This is a genomic window from Bacillus sp. UNC322MFChir4.1, assembly GCF_000746135.1.
Taxonomy (GTDB): Bacteria; Bacillota; Bacilli; order Bacillales; family Bacillaceae_G; genus Bacillus_A.
The window spans coordinates 115,767-139,831 of record NZ_JQKQ01000015.1; the positions used below are offsets into that span (position 1 = coordinate 115,767).

Here is a 24,065-nt window from a genome sequence, read left to right on the forward strand (position 1 = left end):
TTTGTCGTACCTTAAATTAGAGCTTGTTTTAACTTCTAACAGTTTGATAGGTGATTCTAGTGTTAACCTTATCTAAAATAGTTATTAGTTTGTATCACTAATAACACTTGCTATGTAAAAATTATTCAACCAATAGCATTGTTTCGTAATTTGCTGTCCGTCAGGTAATGTTACTTTATCTGAGCCATCTTTAGCTTTAGGGCGTACATGTGTGACGCCGTTAAAGTTGCTCTTTGGCAAATTATTTGTTTCGACTTCCTTATCACCGCGTTTCTTATACTGAATTTGAATTCCTTCTTTTATCACTCTGTTAACTTCTTCCCATAGTTGTTTTACTTCTTTTTCTATTGTATGGACAGGCATATTCCAAAGTTTGATTCCTTTTAAATAAAGTTCACGTTCTGGATTTTCCTTTTTTGTTTGTTTAAATTCAAAAACAACAAATAAAAATTTCGTTTCACAAAACCTTTCGCGTAAATAACTTTCTTCCCATGTTTCATTTGTCCATTGATTAAAATCAATCGTTTCAAACGACATACTTTCTTTAGGGGCACCATTTGGTTCTAAACGAATTGTTTTAAATTGTATATTTGCTTTTGCAAACTCTTCAATGTCATCAAGATGTGTACCTTTAATACCTAATAAGGAGCTTACTAAGGATGCAACGAAACTCTTTGATTTAGGTTTGTAATCCACTGATAACCTTTGAGCAATTTCTTTATCAGTCAATCCTATATATGATTCAAATTTAGAGTGAAGAATTTCTTCTAGAGATTTACTTTTTAATTCATTTGCATTTGTGAAGCTTATTAGTTCTTCATTTTGAATGTACCTACGTACTAGTGCTGTCATATAAGACGGCTTTAATGAAAAAGCGCGTTGCATTGCAGGTGTTTCGGAACAGGGTTGGTGGCGAATCGAATTTTTATTTGACCCTTTTGTACAGGCGCCTAAATAGTTTGTATCCCCTTCGGATAATTCATGTGCTTTTCCTAATCGAATTTTAGTTACGATTGTTTCCCAATCTTGTTTAATTATTTCTAAATCAGCCTCAGGATATGTGAAAAGCAGGCTTTTTGTAATGTGGTAATCTTTACGATCTATATCCGCTACCCACTCATAAAACATAAGCAATAATTTTTCGTTTTTTTTCCAAAAGCTTGATGTTTCAAAGTGTGAATGAACTTCTTCCATATAGTTGATAATATTTAATACTAAACGTTCTTTAGCAGATAAAGTCCCGTTTTTATTACGTTTAAATGGTGTAACTTTTAGCTCAATACCAAGATTTGCAAAGTCAGCTTCTGCATTTGAATTTATTTCATATCCAAAAAAACTTTCCTCTATTACTTGACCAAGGCCACCTTTTGATTTAACATTTGCAAGCCTGTCAGTCGAATCAATCTCACCAAATGTCTTTCCTTCAGCTTCTTTTGCTTTTAACATTAATTCTTCTATAGTAGTGTATTCCATAGTAGAACTCCTCCTTGAATATATTGCTGTTTTGTATAGTGCATAGGGACTGCAGTTACTTTGTGATTGTTCTCAGGAGAGTGAAAATATTAAATATAAAGCTAGGATATAATAAAATCTATTTTTCAATTTTATACAAATTCAATTTGAATAGTATAAAAAGGGATTTTATCCCTGCAAAAAAAATTGTCTAGGATCTTTTCAAGTAACTTTGTTTAGTTTATAATGAAGCATAGGTAAATAAAATACCGAAAGGATGTTCGTGTATTTATGGTGAAAGTAGTAGAACTTTTTGCGGGAGTAGGAGGTTTTAGGCGAGGTCTTGAAGCAAATGAAGATTTTGAGGTTCTTTGGGGAAATCAGTGGGAACCCTCTACTAAAGCACAACATGCATATAATTGTTATGCAGCTCGCTTTGAAAATAAAGGAATACATGTAAATGAAGATATAGCTAAAGTTTGGCAAAGTGTACCTGAACATGATTTATTAGTAGGAGGTTTTCCTTGCCAGGACTACTCGGTAGCACGTACTTTATCGAACGAAAAAGGGATACAAGGGAAAAAAGGTGTTCTTTTTTGGGAAATTATGAACATTGTTAATAATCGCAAGCCTAGGTTTGTTTTATTAGAGAATGTGGATCGGTTATTGAAGTCACCTGCGAAACAAAGAGGTCGTGACTTTTCTATTATGTTAGCAAGCTTCCGAGATGCGGGCTATTGGGTAGAGTGGCGAGTGATTAATGCTGCGGATTATGGGTTCTCGCAAAGAAGAAGAAGGATATTTATTTTCGCTTATTTAAAAGAATCGCATTTTTCTTCTATTCAAGATGGGGCTGAATCGTTAGAGATTTTATGTAAAAATGGATTCTTTGCACCAATATTTAATGTGCATGAAGCACATCTAGAGAACAAAAAAAGAGGACAATATACTTTGCCAAATGACATTGTAGAAGTGTCGGATACATTTAAAGCAGAATATTATAATGCTGGTGTAATGAGAAATGGACAAGTATATACTGAAGAAGTTCTTCCAGTAACCGAAGAACCTGAAACGTTAGGTGAAGTTGTTCAAAAAGCATATGATAACTTTGGGCCAGCTGATGAATCTTATTATATAAAAACAGATAATGTGAATAAAAAAGGTCGAACAGAGTTTGAAGAGCTTCAGTATTTGAAAGGCTCAAAAAAAGAAGAAAGAATATCAAAAGCAACTGGACACAAATACTTCTATTCTGAGGGAGGTATGGCCTTCCCTGATGATTTAGAAAAACCAGGCCGCACAATGTTAACAAGTGAAGGAACATGTAATAGAAGTTCCCATGTTATTGAAGATCCATACACAAGAAGATTGAGATATTTAACTCCAGTGGAATGCGAATTACTGAACGGTTTTCCTATGGATTGGACAAATACAGGCATGCCGCAAAGAAACAGATATTTTTGTATGGGTAATGCACTTGTTGTTGGGCTAGTGGAACGAATGAGTAAACGCATTTTAGAAATTAATAAAGAAGAGGAAGAAATGGGTGGTTGGGTACAACTAAGCTTACTTTAAGAATTTAGAACACCTTCCTATAAAGAAGGGTGTATTTACCATAAATAGAAATAGCCTGATTCTGTATTAATACGGAGTCAGGCTATTTCTATTTATAGAAATTAGATGTAAAAGTGGAGAAGTTTATGAAGAACAGATATGATTTCTGATTGGAATATGATGGAAATGTTTTGTTTGTACCTAATAACAACAAACATTCTATAGATATTGTATAATATAGAATATAAAAAATGGTATCCATATATTAAGAGGTGTTATGTCATTGCACAAGTATATATTTGATTTTTTACAAGGCATTTTGCCTGAGTTAGCGGAAATAGGAAAGAGCATCGAAGAGAGTTTTTATCAAGACCCGCAAACGGTTTTAATAAAGGGAAGAATATTTTCTGAAGTATTATCAAAGCGTATTGCGGCAGAACACGAACTTTATGATTTAGAATATGTAAAACAAGTAGATAGAATTCAAAAATTAGAAAGAGAAGACATTTTACCGAAAGAGATTGCACGTTCTTTCGATACAATTCGATACTTAGGGAACAAAGCAGTACATGAACATATTGAAGGTGGATTAGAGAATGCTTTTAAAATGCACAAAAATCTATTTCAAATTGCAGTGTGGTTTATGGAAGTGTATGGAAGTTATGAATTTGTTGCTCCGAGGTATAAGTATCCGCAGCCTAAAACTAACATAGATATTGTAGAAAGATTAGAAGAGAAATTATCTGCGAGTTTAGAAGAAAAATTAAAGGTTCTTATGGAAGTGGCAGCCCAAAAACAAGATTTTAAAAAAGATGAAGTGTTTTCGGTGGTTGATGAAGTGGAGGAACAAGATAATAACTTTGAGAATACCGAAATTATTACAGCTATTCATGTTGAAGAAGTAGAAAAGGCACGTTATGTGGAAGATTTCATTCTTGAAGAAAGTGAAAGTTATTTACTTAGGGAGCTTTCAAAATTGAGAGAATCATCACAGGAAGCAATAGAAAACCCTAATGCATTTAGTTCTTTTAAAGAGTATTTACATGTTGAAAGAACGATACAACATGATTTAATGTCTGCTTTAGCGAATGCAGCAGGAAAAAGTGAATCCCAATTAATATTCTTATGCGGTAGCGTAGGTGACGGGAAGTCTCACTTATTGTCATATGTGAAAAATAAACATGATGAATTAATGGCTAATTTTTCTGTTCATAATGATGCAACTGAAAGTTTTGACCCTCAAAAGAGCTCTCTTGATACATTAGCAGAAGAACTAAAACCTTTTAGTGATAGCGAAATTGAAAAATCAGGATGTAAACTTATTTTAGCTATCAACTTAGGGGTACTTCATAATTTTATCGAATCTAATTATGCAAAAGAGAATTATCAAACTTTAACAAAGTTTATATTAGCTTCGGAAATTTTCGAGCCCTCTACTGTTACTGGAAATCAAGCGAATAATTATTTTCAATTAATTAGCTTTAGTGATTATCAACCATTCGAATTGACTAATAGTGGGCCAAAGTCGGATTACTTTTCAGCAATTATGGAACGATTAGTAGTGAAATCAGAAACAAATCCATTTTATCGGGCTTATTTAAAGGATAAGGAACGTAATATAAGCGGATTTTTTATGACTAACTACGAATTGCTTCAAAGAAAAGAAATTCGGGACGGAATCTTAAGAATGCTAATAGAAGCGATTGTTAAGCATAAAGTGATTATCTCGACACGATCTATGCTTAACTTTATCTATGATATTTTGGTACCTTCTCATGAAAAAGATGAGCTTTTAGGTGCGGGGATTATTGAAAAAACAGAAGCGCTATTACCGAATTTATTATTTGGTGGACAAGATAAGTCACAATTATTAGCCGTTATTACAAAGATGGATCCGATTCATTATCGTTCAAATAACGTTGATCAAATGTTAATTGAGCTTAATAACTCAGTGAATATGAAGGATACTTTTCAAAAGCATTTAGATTTACATGGTCTTGAACGGTGGGTTGATGAATTGGAAGAAATGGGATCTTTCTTTGAATTAAGTAGTTCATCTAAACAAATATTTAATAAAACGTTAATTCGTATGTCTTTCTTTTTGTCGAAGAAGTTAAATGAAACATTTGTAGATGAAACTTATAAGAAATACATGGAATATTTATATGCATTTAATACTGGAAATCGAGCTGGTTTAAAAGATATGTATAATTTAGCGAAAAAATCGATTTTCTTATGGAATGGAAACCCGAAAACAGATTATGTGTATATGGATAATTCAAATGAGGCTGCACAAGTTGCTCAATCTCTTATCCTTAAACCATCTGTAGTACATTTACAAGAGGGAGAACAAGGAGTTTTAAATCGCTTTAAATTGAACGTAGTGCTTGCATTTTCTGATAAAGATAAAAAGCATACAGTTCCCTTAGAGATTGATTATCCTTTATATGAAATGATGGTTAAGTTGTTAAAAGGATACCGTCCAAATAAAAAAGATAGAGAAGATTGTATTCAATTTGTTGAATTTATAGATAAAGTGATGAAATTAGGAGATAGAGATAAAGAACTATTGTTTGTTCAACTAGATGGAAATGAAACGTTTAAATTAACATATGACGAAGATTTTGAAGAATTTACGTTTAGAAGGGAATAGACAATGATTGAAAGACAGAATTTAGAGGATTTAAGAAGTTCTTTAGGTGTCAAACCAAACAAAGTAGGTTTAAAGCACACAATAAATAAAAAAGCACCTCTTTTGCCTTTTACTACGAGGGGAACAGAACGCGCTAAGTTTGTGAGAGGATTCCAAGGTGTTTTAGGAGAATTTACGCGCCTTGTGAGTGGGAATAAATTAAAAGAAGAACTTAGTCTTGAGGATTTGATTAGAAAGACTAGTAAGATTGTAAATGTATCGAAGGATGATCAATCACATTTTGAACAAATATTACGTACATTTTTACAGGATAATTATAGTACGATTAAGATTTTTCATCCGCACCTGTTTCAATACTTGTCACTCAGTGAGGGTGCTGATAAAAAAGGGGAACAAGAAATTGCAAAGTTTCTTATCGATGTATTGCTAGATGAAAAAGATGAAGTTAAGGGTGTTTTTTGTAAGGGAGATACAACAGATTTAATTTCGCGACTCGTTTTGAATCAATTAGAACATTTAGAACCACATGAAAGAGAAGGACGTTATATTAATCAAATTCCTTTTATTTCAAATATGTTTAAAGATGATTTTATGTTCCTAGCAAAACATAAAGATTATTTTAAAACGCATTATTATTTGTTTTTAAGTTATTATTATTTTCTTTATATTACACAGTTAAACTTAAAGCTTTCACAAGGTTCTAGAGCTAATTTTGAAAAAAATAGTGAAGTGTATTTTACATTGGACTGGGAGTCTACGAGTAAAAATCGAAAAGGATATACGCAAGGCTATCAAATGATTAAGGATGCAGCACGTCATTTGTTAATCCATATCAACTGTTTAGAGCATTTGAATTTTTTAATGGGAGTCGACAGAGCTTGTTGTTATCCTGAACTAAAAGCAATATATGAGAAATTGGAAGATAAGGATAAGAATTTATTTTTAGAAATGCTTCGTGATTGGGTGATGGAATATAGAGGGCACCTCTCTTTAGAATTATTTGAAGAAAACTTGGAATTAGACTATGATGTGCTTGTTCATGCTCTATTCAGTAGCATAGAAGAGGCATATGAAAAAGATACAATGCAAGGACCTCGCCATAGATACTCTTTATCAATAGAAGAAATAGGGAAAAAGTATTTCTTAAAAACGAGAGGATCGCTCGGTTATATGTTGAATGTTAGTCAAGATATGCTACTGCTTATGACGGCATTAAGCTTAAAGGATGAACGGAAACCATTAAAGCAAGTATTTGCTGACTTAGAAGCTCGTGGTCTATTCTTTGATCGCTATTCAAAAGAAGAAATCGTACAGTTATTCGATAAACTGAATCTAATAGATAAAAAAAGTGATAGTGGTGATGCACAGTATGTCAAACCAATTTTATAATTACCTTTCAAAGAAATTAATCGGTTATTTACAACAGGAGAACCTTCGAGGAGGTGAGCGATTTTATTTGCAGTTCGACAATTATGAGCAAGTAAAATCGTTTTATGATACGTTGCAAGAACATGAAATATCTAAAGCGTTTCATTATCAGCATAAACAAGGAGCTCCTTATACAACAATCTCTATTAATATTTCAGAAGAGATGAAAGTTGTCGTAGCGACTACATCGGAAAATGTTACTCCTGACTTTTTAGTAACACTTCGTAACGCAGTGGGAGAACAGAAAGAGGGCTGGGAAAAGACCGCTTTATTGAGTATATGTCATGAAACATTAGATAGTATTAAGGGTGGTAGCAGTGACCTTCAAAAGGAGGGTATGCCATTTAATGTAAAGTCAATTTTAAAAACACTAAAAGATGAAATTGAAGCATCTACGTTAAAAAAAGAAGAAAAAGAAGTATTATCATTTTATTTAAGAAAAAAACTAGATGATACAATTGTGCGTCCTTCATTATGGGATTATGAAGAGATTCTTGGGTTTTTATCCAAAAAAGAAATTGATAGAGAAGACTATTCAAGTTTAGGCCTCTTCTATGATGAAAATTTAAATCAATATACTTCAGCTCAAATGAAGAAAAGACTAGAAGAGAATGCTACATTCTTTGAGAAAGTGCAGCATATGCACGAGTATGAACATCTTGAAAGTCAATTAGAGAAGTTATTTGATGAAAAGGGTGTTTCACGCTTAAGAAAAGATGATTGGCAACAAACGGATTATGTTCTTGTGAAAGAGTCAAATGATAAGATGCTGGCGACAGATCGTCCACTCGAATATATTGAGCCAACAAAAAAGAAAACAAAAGAAGGTCTTGTATATTGGGAAAAAGCACAATCGGATACAAAAGCTGGCCAGCGTAAACGATACTTAGTCATTTTTAATCCGGAATGTGTTGAAGAAATTAATATGGCCTTTGAATTTGACGATAAGCTGAAGAAAGAATATATTCATAAGAATTCTGAAAGCACATGCACGGTATCTGGAAAGAAGTTGTCTGTCAACTTAATGCATAAACAAAATGAAACATCATTCCACAAAATTGTTTATACACATAGAATGCAAACGAAATCAAAGTATGAGTTCCATATTGCTGTTGTAGAATGTGAACCTTCATTTTTACAAAAGCTTCAAACGTTGTATGAAGTAAATGTAAATAAAAAAAGACTGGTCATTAATAAAATGGAAGAGAGTATTATCTTTGGTGATATAGCTTGCACTCCAGAAGAGATATTAATTGAAGAAGATGGACAAGTTGTAAATTGGAAAGATGGAAGCTTTGAAGTTTCTGAATCTTCATCTGGATGGAATGATGACAGTTTATCTTTTTCAATTCAAATGAATCAATTTACACTTCCAATTCTTCTTAAGGAACAAGTAGCGAAAACAGTTCCTGTATCAGGCGAAAGGGTATGGAAGTTAAAACGAGAGCACCAAGAAAACTTTGAATACGACGCAAGTACAAACAAATTAAAGCAAGGTGCAAGAGAATTCTCGGCCAAAGAAGGATTTCGTAATTATTTAAAAGATGAAAAAGCTTGGATTGAAGATGAAATAGTTTATGCAGTAAGGGATTTATCTGGTTTGCAGAAAATGGAATTACCCCTTAATGAAAGTGTAAAAGATGCTTATAAAAAGCTTATTACTTACTATAAGCATAATAATACAATTCCTAGTCTTTGCTTTATGGATGATCAATTACGTGCGTTGTCAATAGCGTATTTAACTGCATTTAATGACAGTATTGCAAGTATACAAGAAAATATGATGTTAAAAGAGGAAGAAAAGAACCTATTTAAGATAGGGATTATTGAAGAGGAACAACGCATTATATTAACTCCTCTACATCCGCTTAATATTGCTTACCAATTGACAATTCATGAAGAGGTTAAAAGTGAAATAATTGAAGCGCACATTTTGAATCGTTTACATCCTAATAATTTATTACCATATGTATATGGACAAGGTGATGAGTTATATCGTCCGATTACCCAAAACGATGCACCGGAATGGATTGTTTATGAACCAATTCAAAAAGTAGCAATAGGTGAATCGAATGCTTTCCTAGCGAATGTAGTGGAAGAAAAACTACAGCAATTTGTAGAGCATTTTCAATATTTATTTTTACAAGAGTCAAAATCACCGATACGAATCAATGTTATTAACATAAACAATGACAGAGAAGTTGTACGTGGATTGGTAAACTTTATTAAGAAACAAATAGATAAAAAAGGGCCAACTAAAATTATTCCTGTAGAGGTAGCGTTATATCATGAACAGAATATGCTTAGTGACTTTGAAAAGTTTTCTGTATATGATGATGTTCAAAAATTTGAGGAAGCATTTGATCTATCGTTAGCGTCCAAGAGTCTGGATGCAGCTGACGTACTTCGATTAATTCGGGAAAATGTTTTCTATTACAAGCTTACAGGTACGCAGGAGTATGGATATGCTCATATCTCATTCTACAAAATGATTTCGAGTGAAAAACATGCAAAGAGCACTATGGAAGATATTGAAACAGGGCTATCATTGAGTGGTTTATTGTCTTCTTTATCATCTGTCAATACGCAAGTGGATTATCGAACTGGATTTGGGCTAAAGAGCGTTTTAAATAGAAATCATTTATTAGTTCAAACTGCTAGTGGGATGAATGAATTAGGTAGCAATTTAAATAATGATGGTACGAATCCGTATCGGAAAAATGAGACGATTGTTACAAGAACGTCTACTTATGATGAAGAAGTACTGAACCATTTATATGAGTCTTCTTACTGGGTAACGTTTATTGAACCAAATGTTGGTTTAGATTTCTTCCAAGATTCATCACGAAATCTATTAGTTATTCACTATAGCGATCAATACTCATCGTCGACTCAATATGATGCAATTACCGTAACGGATAAGTCAAAACAATATCAAACGATTATTGAACAGTATTTAGCAGAAAAAGACATTGTTTCTACACCAGAAAAAATAGACACAGCTATTAAAGCTTTCAATAGTTTAAATGGAGAATGGCTACTTAGAATTATAGGAAGCAAAGGACAATTTTCACGTGAAAAGCTTAGTATTATCTCTGCAGTGAAATATATGTTAAGTGCGTTGGATCATGAAAATATTTTATGGGTTCCAATTTCTTTAGAAGAAATATTACGCGTTGCTGGTGCTGTAAAATTAACGAAGAGTGAAGGTGTATTTTCAGCGAAGAACCTAGGTGGTAAAGGTGCTCATAGTGATGACTTATTGTTAATTGGAGTTGAAATAAGAGATAATGATCTGTTCGTTCACTACTATCCGGTGGAAGTGAAAATTGGTTTAAATCAAGATAGCGCGATTGCAAAAGCCAAAAAGCAAATTTACGGAACAAAGCAACTGTTTGATACACAACTTTCTAAAACAAATGAAGATGGAGTGCACTTATTTAAACATAAATTCTTCCGAAACTTCTTTGTGCAGTTGTTATTAGCGAATACAGAGAAGTTCATTGCAAACGAGATTTGGCCAGAAAAGTCTTATGAAAAAATTGAAGATGTGAAGAGCAGATTGCTAAATGATGACTATGAAGTAAATGGATACTTAGATACAAAAATCGGTAAAGGTGCTATTCTATCATTTAAAAAAGACCAGACGTGGAGATCCGTTAAGGTAGAGGACGATATTTTATTACTTGAACTTACAGAAGAGGACGGGTATACAGGTGTTGTTGAAGAAGTTGAAGAACTGAAAATGAAAATTCAGTCTGGTCGAACAGATATCAATCCAGAAAGGTTATTAAGTAAACGCTACAGCTCAGATGGGGAAGTGAAAAGTTCTCCGAATCTAGTCGCTCCGAAGCCGGCGCAGTGTGAACTGCCAAAGGAAGAAAAGCGCCTAGATGATATTCGAGTATTATTAGGTGAAATAGATGGATCGACTCAAAAAATCTATTGGGAGTTTGGAAACAAGGAACTAGCTAATAGACATATTTTAATTTCAGGAAAGTCAGGACAGGGAAAGAGTTACTTTATTCAATGCTTACTTCTTGAATTGGCTCAACACGGAATTTCAAGTATGATATTTGACTACACAGATGGATTCAAAAGTTCCAAGCTGGAACCAGAATTTAAGGAACAGTTGCAAAATAATATTGAGCAGTTCCTAGTAGCGAAAGATAAGTTTCCAGTTAATCCCTTTAAACGTAATCAAAAAGAGTTGGATGAAGGTATTTATATTGATGAAGATAACACTGATGTTGCCGAGCGTATTAAAAGTGTATTTTCTGCTGTTTATAAAGATCTAGGAATCCAACAACAAAATGCGATATATGAAGCAGTAATGCGTGGCTTAAATAAACATAGTGACCAAATGAACCTTGAATTCTTATTGGCAGAATTAGAAGAAGATACTTCTGGCCCAGCTAAAACAGCAAGGTCACAAATTAAACCATTTATTGATAAAAGTCCGTTTAATCATACTGCTTTATATGATTGGGGAGAGCTGCTTAATCAAAAAGGGAAAGTATTTATTGTTCAATTAACAGGATATAATCGTGATGTTCAGCTGATGATTACAGAATTTATTCTATGGGATATTTGGAATTACCAGTTGCACCATGGTGATAAAAATAAACCGTTCCCTGTTATTCTAGACGAAGCACAAAACCTTGATCATCGAGAAAAATCTCCAAGTGCCAAAATTTTAACTGAAGGAAGAAAATTCGGCTGGTCAGGCTGGTATGCTACACAGTCATTAAAAGGACAATTCGCAACAGATGAGATTTCAAGATTGCAGAACTCAAGTCAAAAAGTGTATTTTATGCCACCAGAAAATGAAATTAGTGCTATTGCAGCTAACCTAGCTCAAGACTCTGCAGTTCGTAAAGAATGGGAAAAGAGATTGGCAACATTAAAGAAAGGCCAATGTATCACTTTTGGACCGATGATACAGGCAGATGGCACATTGAAGCAGGGGAACCCTGTTATTATTAATATTAGTTCTTTACAGGATAGATTGAATAATTGATTAGTGGTGGAATAGTGTATTTTTCTAGTTAAGATATTAAGATAAAAGAAAAGGATTATCTCGAATTATAATTGAATCGGGATAATCCTTTTTTGTTGTTGTGGGAAATAAACCAGGGTAAATAATCCTTTGGGTTAACCATATAATTTTTCCTCTATTTTATTTAAGGTGTCTATCGAATATTATGAGGCTTAAATTCCAGATCTTTAATTAATAGTTATTAATTTTTTTATTTGTGAATCTCTAAAAATTGTAACTAGTTGATATTGTAAGTTCAGCTAATATATTAGAAGTAGTAATGTATAATTAACCTTTACGATTTTTTAGAATATCTTTATACAATCCTTCAAAAGTGCCTTGCTTATGGATAAGTTCCAAGCCCTCATCCTGCTATGCCAGCGTTTGTGCTTTAAGAAGTTTTCCCATGTTAGTTCATAAATCGAATTTAATGTAAAATCTTTGTTAAAAACAACTATTATTACATATTCAAATTTTTGTTTATCTCCAATTTTACTGTCTGGTTCATTTAAACCATAGAAGACACCTGTTATTTTTCCTGTTGTTGATTTAATACTATATCGATCTCCATTGATACTTATAGCATCAATATTCTGAGTTCCTGTGGGGGCAGCTTGAAGTTTAGGCAATTTGGGATTTTCCCTGTAATATTTAATGGCCAAGTATTCTCCAAGTTCACCGATTACATTATTAGTTCTAATCATTCCTCTGGTTTTTAATTCGTCTAACCACACTCCGTAAACAGCAATTAAATCATAGTCATTCATGTCTTTTAATTTATCTATAATATTTTGAGCCATAATCTGTCTCCTTGCTAAAAACTAGATTAACAATTATATCATTATCTTTTTGGTATAAAAGAATTAAGGTTTTTCGAGTCTTTAGATTTGTTCTGTGAATATTTACAAGGTTCTTTACAAAAGTAAAATCATTATTTTGTGAATTAATTTGTATATTATTGAACTATTCAATATTGTCCTTGATACACTATATAACTTTTCTACTAAATTGTATCAAATTCTTATATTCTTTCCTTTAAAGGAAGTGAGAATTTAACGTAATTCAATCATTCACATTCAGTTCATTATATCATGCTTTGTGGATGGAGGCAGAATTTGAATGGTATATTACAGAAGATACAAAATATTGTCTTAATTTGCGAAAAATATCTATTTCTAGCCAAAAGGTTCAGTATAATAGTAATAAAGCTTTTATTTTGGGGGTTGTACAAATTGTTTATTGAGGGAATGGTGGAATATAGACCAGGAATTGAGGCAGAGCGTTACGTTTGGGAACGAGTGAAAGCGTTATTCTCAGAACGGGAAAGTTTTGGCTTTCTACACTTTCCGATGTTTAAAAAGGATTACTCTAGTAAACGAGAGATAGATATTTTACTAGTTGATTGCGAACTTGGTGTAACTGTAATCGAAGTAAAAGGAATAAATATAAATCAAATTAAAGGAATCCAAGGCCATATATGGCACTTTACTACAGATTATCACTCTTCTACAGGGGAGCCATTTAACCAGGCTGAGCAACAATTAAATATGTTGTGTGATGATATTGAAAAAAAAGCTATTCTTTATCGAACGTTTAGTAAGCGTGCTGTAGTAGCCTTACCGTATATTACGAGTGAGCAGTGGGCAGAGCGTGGTTTTAATAAGTCGTTAAATACCCCTTTTATTTTGTTTAAGGATGATTTCGAGCAAGGTACCTGGGTTCAAAAGCTTATGCGTATGACTATATATAGAGCAAGATTAGCATTACATGACCATAAATGGCTTGCATTAAAAAAACATTTTTATATAAAAGACCTGGAAGAAGTAAAAACTGAAAAGAAAAATCATTTCTCTTATTTATTTGTTTTTACCAACGAAGAGCAATTTCGAAAAGAAAAAGAGAAAATTGAGAAAGTACTAAAGGAAGGATTAAAAATCTATATTTTTAGTTCATTTCCTATTTCAAATAGTTGGCTCGCTTCACAAAAGGATTTTCGTGATGAATTTCAGCTTCAGGTCTTTCACTCAGAAGAGTGGAGCTACTCAACTGATAAGATAATTATCAAAGATGGAGATGTAGAAAAATTCTTTTTAAATGATATACTAGCTCCTGCTTTTCCAGAGTTTAACTATGGTCAGTATATGGCAACTCATACGCCTCATACTAATAACTTAATGATTACAGCGGGCGCTGGGACAGGTAAAACATATGTTATGATTGATCGTATTTTTTATTTGCTAGAAAAAGTTGGCATTACACTTAAAGATATTGTAATGATTACTTTTACAAATGCGTCTACTGATGAAATGAAGGAACGTCTGCAAAAAAAATTAATAAATATGTTTAGATTGACAGGGAAGACGAAGTATCTCAACTTTGCAGAAGAAGTAAAAAATATGCAAATTAGCACAATTCACTCTTTCTCTAAGTCCATTTTAACGCAATTAGCGCATGAAATTGGATTTGGTCGAAACTTAAAGGTTAGAAGTTTTATTAAAACGAAGAGTGACATTATTGAAAAACTTGCTGATGAATTTTTCCAAGATCATTCTGTAAAAGAGCTTGTCGAATTAGGTTTACCTTATTATGATGTTAAAAATATGATGAAGAGCTTTTGGGATGAGATGGAGAAGAAGGGTTTAACAAGACAAGAAATTGAGTCACTTGAGTGGGGTAGGGTGATAGATGAAAAGTATCAGATTCTACATAGTCTTTTTCAATATGTATTTAAGCGATGTGAAGGTTTATTAGAAGTAGAAAAGAAGAAAGAAAATGCCATTGATACGGGAGATATGATTCGAAAACTAAAGCTGTTTACACAAAGTGATAAGATGAAGCAACTTCAAACGGACAAATATTTATTTGTTGATGAGTTTCAGGATAGTGATAATACGCAAATTGAATTAGTGGCAAGTCTTCAAAATCAATTGAACTATCAACTTTTTGTAGTAGGCGATATTAAGCAGTCAATTTACCGTTTCCGTGGCGCAGATTATACTTCCTTCGAAAGATTAGAAAAACGGGTCAATTTAGGGTTTGTACCAGTTGCCTTAAACCAAAACTATCGAACAACTAGCAGCTTATTAACAAAGTTAGATAAAGTATTTTCTGTATGGGGTCAAGAACGTTGGGGGCCAAATGCTAACGAATGCTTGCTTCCCTATACGGAGGATGATCGATTAAAAGGGATGGAGATTACTGAACCAACAAAAAAAGAGTTCCTTTATCCTGATACATCAAAGGGCGTTTTGGAGCCAGAAACAGTTCATTATATTCGCCAATCATTTGCTCTGACTGAGCGGCTACCAGAAGATGAAAATAAAAGAATCGCTCTCATTGTACGTACAAATAAACAAGCTCTTGAGGTACGAGATTGGTGTGAGCGGGCGGAAATAGGGACTGTACAAAACTTAGATGGTACATTTTATAAATCAGATGCTGTCCTCCATTTTAAAATGATGTTAGATGCACTACTTTATCCACATGAGGCAAGATTTGTCATCAATCTTCTACAATCGCCGTATTTTGGCTATGAGATTCCGAGCAAACTACTTGTCTCATTCAAAGGTGACAACGATAAAATCATAAAGTTTTTACAATCGTACATGGGTAATGATTTTACCCAGTATCTTGAGGATTTAAGATTGTTACCTGTTATGGCAGTTATACAGAAGGTGATTTCTGAAAAGGGGTTACTGCAAAATATTCAATCTTATTATGAAGCAAGGTTTGAAAGTGAGTTAACAATTGAGATGTCTGTAAAGCAGTATGAGAAAAACCTATTTCATTTAATGAATATAATTCAACAGCAGTTTGATTCGATGAGTGGAACCCTTTGGGGTATTCACGAATGGTTAACTTTACAAATTCACGTGAATCGTAATGAAAATGAACCAATGATTGAAATGAAATCAGGGATCGTAGAAATTACGACTGTTCACCGATCTAAAGGATTAGAGTACCATACTGTCATTATGCCGAAACTAAATCAGCAATTTAGTCATAAACAAACATCCTTTTATGTACAAGATGAAAAAGAGATGATTGGAAATAAACGGATTGTTGGATGGAAAGTTAAAAATACCCAAAACAATAATTTTGCTTCACTTCAAAACTATGAAAGCTTTGAAGTGGAAAGAGAAGAAATTCGATTACTGTATGTAGCGATGACACGTGCGAAAAAGAGACTAATTTTAATGATGCCCAAACAAATAAGCGAAAATACGTGGGGTGGGTTACTAAAAATAGCCTTAAATGAGGTGAATCATGAATATTGATGTATATACATATGATAATCCTAGACGATGGAGACATCATTCAAAATATAATAAGATAAAAAATGCTATTCATATATGTGCGACAAAAAACATGGCTGATGGAATCATGGATGCTTATCAAAATATAGAAGAACAAGAGTTTCGATATGTGTTTACGATTCGTGAGATTATAGATGAATTATTAACAGGCTGGAATTTACCTGAAGAGAAGTTAAAGCAATATTTGATGCTGTCTCGAGTTATCAGTAAACATATTACAGATAAAGTAGAATTGAAGGATGCATTTAAAAACAATCTTTCCGATCTTATTGAAACCATTCGATTTTTAACTTATACCGGGGTAAGACCTGCGGATTTAACTACTATTAACCCAAAAGGAGATAAATTAACAGATAGGGAAAAGTTCTTTCAACAGATTTGGTTTGAAGTGGAAGAAGCAGATTCTACGTATAAAAGTATTAGGAATCAGCTTCATATAGGCTGGACGACAGAAGAGATAAAAACGAAGTTAAATAAACTTTTAGTGGAGAAGAACAAATCAATCCTAGACTTTGAAATCAATAAAATAGTCTTACATGGCTTCTACTTCATCACACCTGAGCAGCAGGTTTTCTTACAAGCTCTCAGGAAGGCTGGCTTTGAAATTATGTTCTTTAACTTTTATGACCAACGATTCTCAAAGACATTTGATTTCATAAGGTTGTTTATTTCCGAGCAATTTCAGTGGACGGATGATTGGCAAATTGAAAGTAATCGAGAGGAAAAGAAAGAGTCCCTTGGCTATAAGTTCTTGTCTGCATTTGAAGGTGAAAATACTTCAAATTGTGCCTTTCAACAAGAAATTATTCGGTACAATTCCTTCTTTGAATTCTTGAATGAAGTAATTGTACCGAACTATCCAATTGGAAAGCCTAATCCTGAACCAGATAATGTGCAAATCATTGCAACCAATGCTGATATATTGAATGACATTCTTGTTCAATATTATCCTGATAAATTTGCGGAAAGACGAAACTTTCTACAATATCCTATTGGACAGTTCATTAGCAAAATACATCAGATGATTGATGGGAATACCTTTATCCTAAATGAAGATATCTTAATTTCAACGTTTTCATCAGGCTGGTTATATAATCCTATCAAAAAGAAAAATGCTAGAGATTACACATATTTACTAAAACAATTGCTACCATTCTTTGGGGATTGTTATACGGTTGAGGGGGATTGGTTCCCAAGATTTTCTGATTTACTTAAACATTATAATGACATATTACCAGCTTTTGAAGAGCCAGATGATGATAGGATTGTAACGAGTGTTCGTAGTCCATTTGCTAAAATTTCTCATTTTTCACTTACTAGAGAACAGGTTGAAGATGTTCAATATTTTGTGAAGCAACTCGTATTTATTGCGGAGGAATTATTCGATATTGAAGCAAAGGAAGCATCTATTGGTGAGCATTTTAAAAAATTGTTAGCAATACTGGATAAGCGTAATCCTACTAAACATTCTAAGCTATTTCCAAATGAAGTTAACCTTATTACTTTATTAAATGAGAAATTAAAGCGAATACAGGACGATAATTTTTTCCTCTATGATGATGTTGGCGAGGCGATTAATGTTTATCTGAGTGGGAAGTTGTCAAAAAGCGATGAATCCTTTATTAAGCCATTTATTGAGGTAGATGGAGAAGCATTTAAAGAAAATATCTCTACCTTTTATCTAACAGGGCTTGACGAAAAGGGTTTGCCACTTGATGAGTTTAGTACTCCATGGCCATTGCAGGGAGTTACGTTCGAAAAACTCTCCATTCGGCATGAAGTACTTGAGCTAAATACATTGCGAAATAAATCAATCAAACAGATTTCAAGGTATTTACTATTTATTGCTCTCGAATTTTTACTAGATAAAAATATGGAGCTTTCCTGGATACAAAACTTTTTAGATAGAAAAAATCTACAACCAGCTGTCTATGTTCATCAGCTAGGATTAAAGATAACGGATTACCAAGATAAGGGGATTTCCTGTGTGGCTGAGACACGTCCAAATCCTATTGATTTTAAAAGTATAGAAGTAGAGATTAATGATAAGGTTTTAACCGAACTAACATTTACAGATTTCCTAGTAGAATATAATCAGTGCGCAAGACGCTTTTATTTTAGTTATATTCTAAGTCGTTCACCTGTTTTTACAGATGAATTTATTCATCAATTTATGTATTCTGACTTGATTAGACTAGTCAAACGTAGCACGACTTTAGAAAATTCACAGGTCATTCAAACGGTAAGCCATTTATTCCCTCAATGGACAAACTACAAAAAAGAGACTATTGCAGAAACTTATATAAGTAGTGCCGGAAAAATCAAAATGTTAGAGCAAGTTAGTGGAAACATTAATGTTAGTAAATCAAGGAAAAATTTTCAGCTTCCTGGTCTCAGAAACGCTGATAGAGATAAATTGGTAGAAGAAACAATTAAGAAGAAGCCTTCCTTACTAAATAATATTAAGGAAGCCGTAATGAATGAAACCATGTTTCCTGCTACCCCAGAGAGGCACTGTCGCTTTTGCCCCCATTTAGATATCTGCAGTGAAGGAGTATATCCGATTGATTATAGGGGTGAAAAGGATGAATAGTGTTTGGAAACAAGTAGCCATTAGCTGGAGAACATTTGAAAAAGATATTTGTTCTGATGTTTCAATAGAAGAGCTAACAGACAAGCTTATGAATGAAATTCAAGAAGGAGGATTGCTCACAAATACATATGAATATCTAGATTTAGAAGAAGATGATGAAGACGATGATTGGCCGTAATCGGATAAGAGAGGTGTAGAAGAAGAGAAGAAAATTCTCTTTATGTAAAATGGAAAATAAACTAGAAAGCACTGAATTAACTTTAACAAAGGAACAGCAGGATATAGTTGATTATACTGGAAATGAAATCTTAATTAGAGGAATTGCTGGTAGCGGGAAAACACTTGTTTTATTGAAAAAGGCAAAGCAAACAGCGTTGAAATATCCAAATGAGAAGGTTGCTATATTCACTTTTGCAGGTGCTCTTTCTAATGCGACTAAATTTTTAATTGAGAAATACAACCTTGCCAATTTAGAAGTAAAAACCTTTCATTCATGGGCAATGAGTATGTATCCTAGAGTCATGAAAAAGAAGCTCTACCTTACAAAGGGAAATCAGCAGGACGTTTTTTTTAAGAGAGCTATACAAAATTTATCTAGCCTTAATCACCGTTTTGTAAACAATGAGGATTTTTTTGATTTCCTAAAAGATGAAATAAAATGGATTAAAGGTAAGGGTATTTCTACTTTAAATGAATACCTCGATGTAAACCGAAAAGGGCGTGGTACAAATACGCGTGTTACCATGAGTGATCGTGAAATTATCTATCAAGTATTTGATCAATATAACAAGGAAAAAGACTATTTACTTGATTTTGATGATTTGGCTGTAGTTCTTATGAAGAATCAAGATAAAATTCCAGATTGGATTAAGTATGATCATATCTTTATTGATGAGGCTCAGGATTTACAACAAATCCAACTTCAAGTATTAAAACATATTGCTAGAAAATCATTTATTGTTGCTGCTGACAAAGGTCAGAAAATATATAAAACATCTTTTACATGGAAAGAGATCGGCTTGAATGTTACTGGTAATCGTACGAAAATTTTAAAGGATTCCTACCGTTCAACAAAGCAAATTATTCAATTGGCGGCAAGCCTCCAACAACATGATAAAGTTATCTATGATGAAGAGTATGTGATTCCTACTTTACCTGAACGGGAAGGACCTATCTCATATTTAATGAAATGTAAAACAGTTGAAGCACAGGATAAAGAAATTATTAAATCTGTGAAAAAAATACTTGAAAAGAATTCGAATTGTACAATCGGTATTTTATACCGTGAAGGCGCTTCAAGAAATTCAGCGAAAAACAGAATTCAAAGAGCATTAAATGAAGTTGGGCTTCTATCAGAGGATATAAGAGCGAATGGGAATCCACATACTCCTGGAATTAAACTTTGCACCTTTCATTCGGCTAAAGGCCTAGAGTTTGACTTTGTATTTATTATCGATTTAATTGAGCCCACAAGAATACCGGATGAAAATCAAGAAGAGAACTATTGGGAAATAGAAAGACGTTTACTTTATGTATCTATTACACGCGCTCGTGTACATCTACAGCTGTTTACGTATGGTAATACGTTAAGATTGATTAAGGAGTTAGATTCTGATTTCTATAAGAGTTTCACCCTATAGGATTTAGATGAAATATATAAGCCTAGAAACTAACGCGTATTGGTATTAAACTAGTACGCGTTTGTGTTTGCTGCGTAATCTATAGCAAACTTCTTCTGTATGTTCTAATAGAAACAACTGAACCTCATGTAATTCATAATCACGCAAAAGTATTTGATTTTTACAGATTTATAATACATGAAAAGCGGGTTTAGTAATTTTTAACAGGAAATTTATACTATATTTACATTTTGTTAACTTTAAGGCGCTAAAATTTTACATGTAATAGAAGAACAAATTACCGTGAAGGGGGACATAAAAATGAAGCAGTTGCCGAAGTGTAAAGTATCTGTAACAGAGGGAGAGGAGTTGACAAGGCATATTGCAGAAGTGAAACGTGGTTATAATACATATTATTTTGAAATTAATAAATCGATTGATTACATTTCGGTATATTTTATCGATGGGGCGAAGCGTAGGTTCTCGATTGCTAATATCGAGGAAATACTCATGATGACCCCTAATGAGATAGAACGTAAGCGGTATCGAAATATCATAGGTGATGCGAGTTGGTTATTGCTAGATGGAATACATGATTTTCGTGGTATGACGAAAGAAGAACAAGTAGCGTTTCTATATTTGAAAGAAAACGTATTAAATAACATGACAATGAAGTTAGAGGAAGGAGAGGTATAAGCGTAAAGAAAACCGTCTGTAAGGGCGGTCCCATTTCATTTATTTAGTGCGATACATAAGACTACGAATTGTATTCCTTAGTTTTTTAGATTTTAAAATTCATGCGGTGTCAGAGGACGAACTGAGTTAGAACCATATAGATAGATTGTAGAGGGTTTAATATGATTAAAAAGTATTTTAGTAAAGGAAAATGGAGAATTTATGATGTTAGTCAAGTATATAAAGCACTTAATGTATTTGAAATAAGGGGATATTCTGAAATTTTAGAAGAAGGATTAGAAATAGTAACTTTAACTCAATCCAGTTAACTTCAAGTCCTCTCAGTAAAAAAAGACGTACCAGTCAATATAACTAGTACGCCTTTGTTAAAGTTTAGCGGTATTGAGGTGAACAGTGAATAATATTAATGAGTGTATTGCATTTTCATTATACTCATTTTTTTTCAATATCCACTAGTACGAGGTTTCCCAGCACCGCTGCAAAATTTTTAAAAGGGAAATGGCTATTTATAAAGGTAAAAAACTTGAACCATCCTTACCCCGTAAAAGGGCATAAAAAAACACACTAGTAATCCACCTACCAGTGTGCCCTGTTCACATTGTACCGCTAGCTTTTTAGGATTTAGCGGCATGAGATAAGAACATGAAAGACATGCTAAAAGAAGTAGCACTTTCATTATACTCATTTTTAAAAATATTCACTAGTCCGAGGTTTGCAAACTGGTGTAGGAATATTCAACGGGTTAGATCCCACCCAGTATGAATTGAAGTGAACCCATGTTTTTTAGTTTTACTATTATAGAGAAGCCCTCAACATTTCCTCTATAATAGTAAAACTAATTGATCAATATCCCGAACGATAACTACACACACCTAAAGCAGCTATTAATCTAATCCACCGCCACAACATCCCCAAACCCCAACCGCAAAGTAAACCCAAACAAATCCCGAAAAAACACCATTCCCATTTGCTGCGCAATCGCCTTCACAACAACTGTCTCATGCAAAATCTGTCCATCCTGATAATAAGAAATCATAATCGTTTTCTGCAATTTCATTGATTCAAGCAGTGCTCTTTCAATTTCTTCCTTCATATCCTGTGTAACAATCGGACGTTGTATTTTTGTCTGATCTTCAATGAGTTGTTTTATACCGATGAATTGCTCTGGCATACTCGCAAATGGCTGCCATTTCACCATTCCTCGACCTTTTATTTTTGGTGCTCCTATATTAGTCATCCTTTGTGTCCTCCAATCAGTGTGTTTCTATATCTTCCAGTCGCATTAGGGGAGTAGGATACTCCGCGCAGGATACTGTTTTTGCCGAAGCGTGTTCTGATTTCATCCATTGTTTTGGCAAGGATGATTTCTCGTTCTCTTGCATATATGTCATCGAAGAGGCTGATTTGTTCTTCGCCTTCGTTTACTAAATTTGTTAGTCCGATACTGACTGTGCGAATCGGTTCGCCGGTATGTAGTTGCTTTAATAGTCTTAAGCAAACGCGATAAATATCTAATGTTAGGTTTGTAGGACGATCTAATGTGCATGATTTTTTGAACCCTCCAGGAGAGTCCTTACTATAACCGATAGAAAATTGTATCGTCCGCGCTAGTTTGTGTTTGCTGCGCAGTCTGTAGCAAACTTCTTCTGTATGTTCTAATAAAATTGGCTGAACCTCATGTATTTCATAATCGCGTAAAAGGATTTGGCTTTTACAAATAGAGGTTTCATGTTGTACATATTTTTCAGAAATGCGACTCAAATCAATGCCGTTGCTATGTAAGTGAAGTTCCTCGCCGATTACTCCAAAGCTTTCTTTTAAATAACGTAACGGATAGTGTGCCAGATCGCCGATAGTGGCAATCCCTTTTCTGTTTAATTTCGCTTCCGTTCTGTGAGAGATACCCCAGAATTTACTTAGCGGGCGTATTGGCCATAGTTTTTCCGGGACATCGTTATAAACCCAATAAGCAATTCCGTTTTTCGTTTTCTTAGCTTCTATGTCCAATGCGACTTTACTCATTAATAAGTTTGGCCCGATACCGATCGTACTGTGGATGCGGGTATGTTTGTATATCTCCCTTTTAAAATTCAGCGCAAATTCATACGGATGATCCGCAAACAAGTGGAGGCTTGCGGTTACATCCATGAAAAACTCGTCAATCGAATATTGGTGAAAATCCTCTATAGCGACGTATTGCAATGCTAATTTTGTTATGTAATTTGAACATTTTATATAAGTTTCCATAATTGGATTAACAATAAGTATGTCTGGTTGCCTTGGGATTTCGTACAGCCGCCTCATCTTTTTTACTCCTAAGTCTTTTAGCGGCGGAGTGGCAGCTAGCACAATAGAGCCTTGCCTATTCACATCGCCAACAACGGCTAGTTTCGTATGCAATGGGTCGAGTCCCATTTTGACGCAAGACACACTGGCGTAAAAACTTTGTAAGTCTACGCATAAGATGTGACGGTTTGGTAATAGAGAATAGTCATACAAAGTAATCACTCCTATATATCAGAACGTTTGTTCTTATTATATACGAACTTATGTTCTTTTAGAAGTGTTAATTTTATTTATTTTCCGTTTGATGGTGCATAAAGAGTAGAATGAATCATCGTTAATAGGAAATATATTGCCAAATGGTTGTGTAGTAGAGTTTGAGTTAGAGGCAAAACAGCTGTTAGATGAACTGATGAAAATAAGAATGCCACGA

Annotated in this window: 14 protein-coding genes and 1 pseudogene; 10 read left to right on the top strand and 5 right to left on the bottom strand. The window is 33.6% G+C overall.

Annotation, left to right across the window (positions count from 1 at the left end):
* Positions 1-84: 84 nt before the first annotated feature.
* Entirely contained in the window at positions 85-1,473 is a 1,389-nt protein-coding gene (locus BR72_RS08700; RefSeq protein WP_035432000.1) for a Sau3AI family type II restriction endonuclease, read from the bottom strand.
* Between the two features lie 270 nt (positions 1,474-1,743).
* On the opposite strand from BR72_RS08700, the gene dcm reads away from it, so the two are divergent.
* From dcm to dptH, 4 genes are all read left to right on the top strand, one after another.
* Positions 1,744-3,027 carry a DNA (cytosine-5-)-methyltransferase gene (gene dcm, locus BR72_RS08705; RefSeq protein WP_035432002.1) on the top strand — a complete coding sequence of 428 codons (1,284 nt, stop codon included), beginning with the start codon at positions 1,744-1,746 and terminating at the stop codon, positions 3,025-3,027.
* A 262-nt stretch (positions 3,028-3,289) separates the two neighbouring features.
* On the top strand, positions 3,290-5,659 hold the full coding sequence (gene dptF, locus BR72_RS08710) for a DNA phosphorothioation-dependent restriction protein DptF (protein WP_035432107.1): 2,370 nt from the start codon (positions 3,290-3,292) through the stop codon (positions 5,657-5,659).
* A gap of 3 nt (positions 5,660-5,662) precedes the next feature.
* Positions 5,663-7,048, top strand: a complete 1,386-nt coding sequence (gene dptG / locus BR72_RS08715) for a DNA phosphorothioation-dependent restriction protein DptG (protein WP_035432003.1) — start codon at positions 5,663-5,665, stop codon at positions 7,046-7,048.
* Positions 7,029-12,107, top strand: a complete 5,079-nt coding sequence (dptH, locus tag BR72_RS08720; RefSeq protein ID WP_035432004.1) for a DNA phosphorothioation-dependent restriction protein DptH — start codon at positions 7,029-7,031, stop codon at positions 12,105-12,107. The genes dptG and dptH overlap by 20 nt, the downstream gene beginning before the upstream one ends.
* A 323-nt stretch (positions 12,108-12,430) precedes the next feature.
* Here the strand turns inward: dptH and BR72_RS08725 are convergent, their stop codons facing one another.
* Entirely contained in the window at positions 12,431-12,925 is a 495-nt protein-coding gene (locus BR72_RS08725; RefSeq protein ID WP_035432006.1) for a hypothetical protein, read from the bottom strand.
* A gap of 432 nt (positions 12,926-13,357) precedes the next feature.
* Here BR72_RS08725 and BR72_RS08730 point away from each other — a divergent pair, with 432 nt between their 5' ends.
* The 4 genes from BR72_RS08730 to BR72_RS08745 are packed head-to-tail and all read left to right on the top strand — an operon-like array spanning position 13,358 to position 20,674.
* The gene (locus tag BR72_RS08730) at positions 13,358-16,402 is read left to right on the top strand and encodes a UvrD-helicase domain-containing protein (RefSeq protein WP_035432008.1); all 3,045 of its coding nucleotides are present in this window, start codon (positions 13,358-13,360) and stop codon (positions 16,400-16,402) included.
* Positions 16,392-19,034: a hypothetical protein gene (locus BR72_RS08735; protein ID WP_231559692.1), complete on the top strand. Its 2,643-nt coding sequence runs from the start codon at positions 16,392-16,394 to the stop codon at positions 19,032-19,034. The genes BR72_RS08730 and BR72_RS08735 overlap by 11 nt, the downstream gene beginning before the upstream one ends.
* Positions 19,027-19,212 (top strand): hypothetical protein, encoded by a 186-nt coding sequence (locus tag BR72_RS08740; protein ID WP_035432010.1) that lies wholly within the window; start codon positions 19,027-19,029, stop codon positions 19,210-19,212. The genes BR72_RS08735 and BR72_RS08740 overlap by 8 nt, the downstream gene beginning before the upstream one ends.
* 49 nt (positions 19,213-19,261) lie before the next feature.
* Entirely contained in the window at positions 19,262-20,674 is a 1,413-nt protein-coding gene (locus BR72_RS08745) for a UvrD-helicase domain-containing protein (RefSeq protein ID WP_035432012.1), read from the top strand.
* A gap of 60 nt (positions 20,675-20,734) precedes the next feature.
* Here the strand turns inward: BR72_RS08745 and BR72_RS27625 are convergent.
* A pseudogene (locus BR72_RS27625) lies at positions 20,735-20,842 on the bottom strand (DNA polymerase thumb domain-containing protein); the annotation flags it as partial.
* A 132-nt stretch (positions 20,843-20,974) separates the two neighbouring features.
* Here BR72_RS27625 and BR72_RS27025 point away from each other — a divergent pair.
* Both BR72_RS27025 and BR72_RS26350 read left to right on the top strand, forming a co-directional pair.
* Entirely contained in the window at positions 20,975-21,349 is a 375-nt protein-coding gene (locus BR72_RS27025) for a hypothetical protein (RefSeq protein ID WP_035432013.1), read from the top strand.
* Positions 21,350-21,510: 161 nt separating this feature from the next.
* Positions 21,511-21,657, top strand: coding sequence for a hypothetical protein (locus BR72_RS26350; protein WP_156107924.1), 147 nt, complete (start codon positions 21,511-21,513; stop codon positions 21,655-21,657).
* A gap of 581 nt (positions 21,658-22,238) precedes the next feature.
* Here BR72_RS26350 and BR72_RS08755 read toward each other — a convergent pair.
* Entirely contained in the window at positions 22,239-22,586 is a 348-nt protein-coding gene (locus tag BR72_RS08755) for a YolD-like family protein (RefSeq protein ID WP_035432015.1), read from the bottom strand.
* A complete protein-coding gene (locus BR72_RS08760; protein ID WP_035432017.1) occupies positions 22,583-23,848 on the bottom strand; it encodes a Y-family DNA polymerase in 1,266 nt (421 codons plus the stop codon). Before BR72_RS08760 ends, BR72_RS08755 begins: the two co-directional genes overlap by 4 nt.
* Between the last annotated feature and the right edge of the window lie 217 nt (positions 23,849-24,065).

Bases quoted from the DNA above. Each gene is read 5' to 3' on its own strand.
- BR72_RS08700 (WP_035432000.1), bottom strand. From the start codon at position 1,473: ATGGAATACACTACTATAGAAGAATTAATGTTAAAAGCAAAAGAAGCT.
- dcm (WP_035432002.1), top strand. From the start codon at position 1,744: ATGGTGAAAGTAGTAGAACTTTTTGCGGGAGTAGGAGGTTTTAGGCGA.
- dptG (WP_035432003.1), top strand. From the start codon at position 5,663: ATGATTGAAAGACAGAATTTAGAGGATTTAAGAAGTTCTTTAGGTGTC.
- dptH (WP_035432004.1), top strand. From the start codon at position 7,029: ATGTCAAACCAATTTTATAATTACCTTTCAAAGAAATTAATCGGTTAT.
- BR72_RS08725 (WP_035432006.1), bottom strand. From the start codon at position 12,925: ATGGCTCAAAATATTATAGATAAATTAAAAGACATGAATGACTATGAT.
- BR72_RS08735 (WP_231559692.1), top strand. From the start codon at position 16,392: ATGAATATTGATGTATATACATATGATAATCCTAGACGATGGAGACAT.
- BR72_RS08740 (WP_035432010.1), top strand. From the start codon at position 19,027: ATGAATAGTGTTTGGAAACAAGTAGCCATTAGCTGGAGAACATTTGAA.
- BR72_RS08745 (WP_035432012.1), top strand. From the start codon at position 19,262: ATGGAAAATAAACTAGAAAGCACTGAATTAACTTTAACAAAGGAACAG.
- BR72_RS27025 (WP_035432013.1), top strand. From the start codon at position 20,975: ATGAAGCAGTTGCCGAAGTGTAAAGTATCTGTAACAGAGGGAGAGGAG.
- BR72_RS26350 (WP_156107924.1), top strand. From the start codon at position 21,511: ATGATTAAAAAGTATTTTAGTAAAGGAAAATGGAGAATTTATGATGTT.
- BR72_RS08755 (WP_035432015.1), bottom strand. From the start codon at position 22,586: ATGACTAATATAGGAGCACCAAAAATAAAAGGTCGAGGAATGGTGAAA.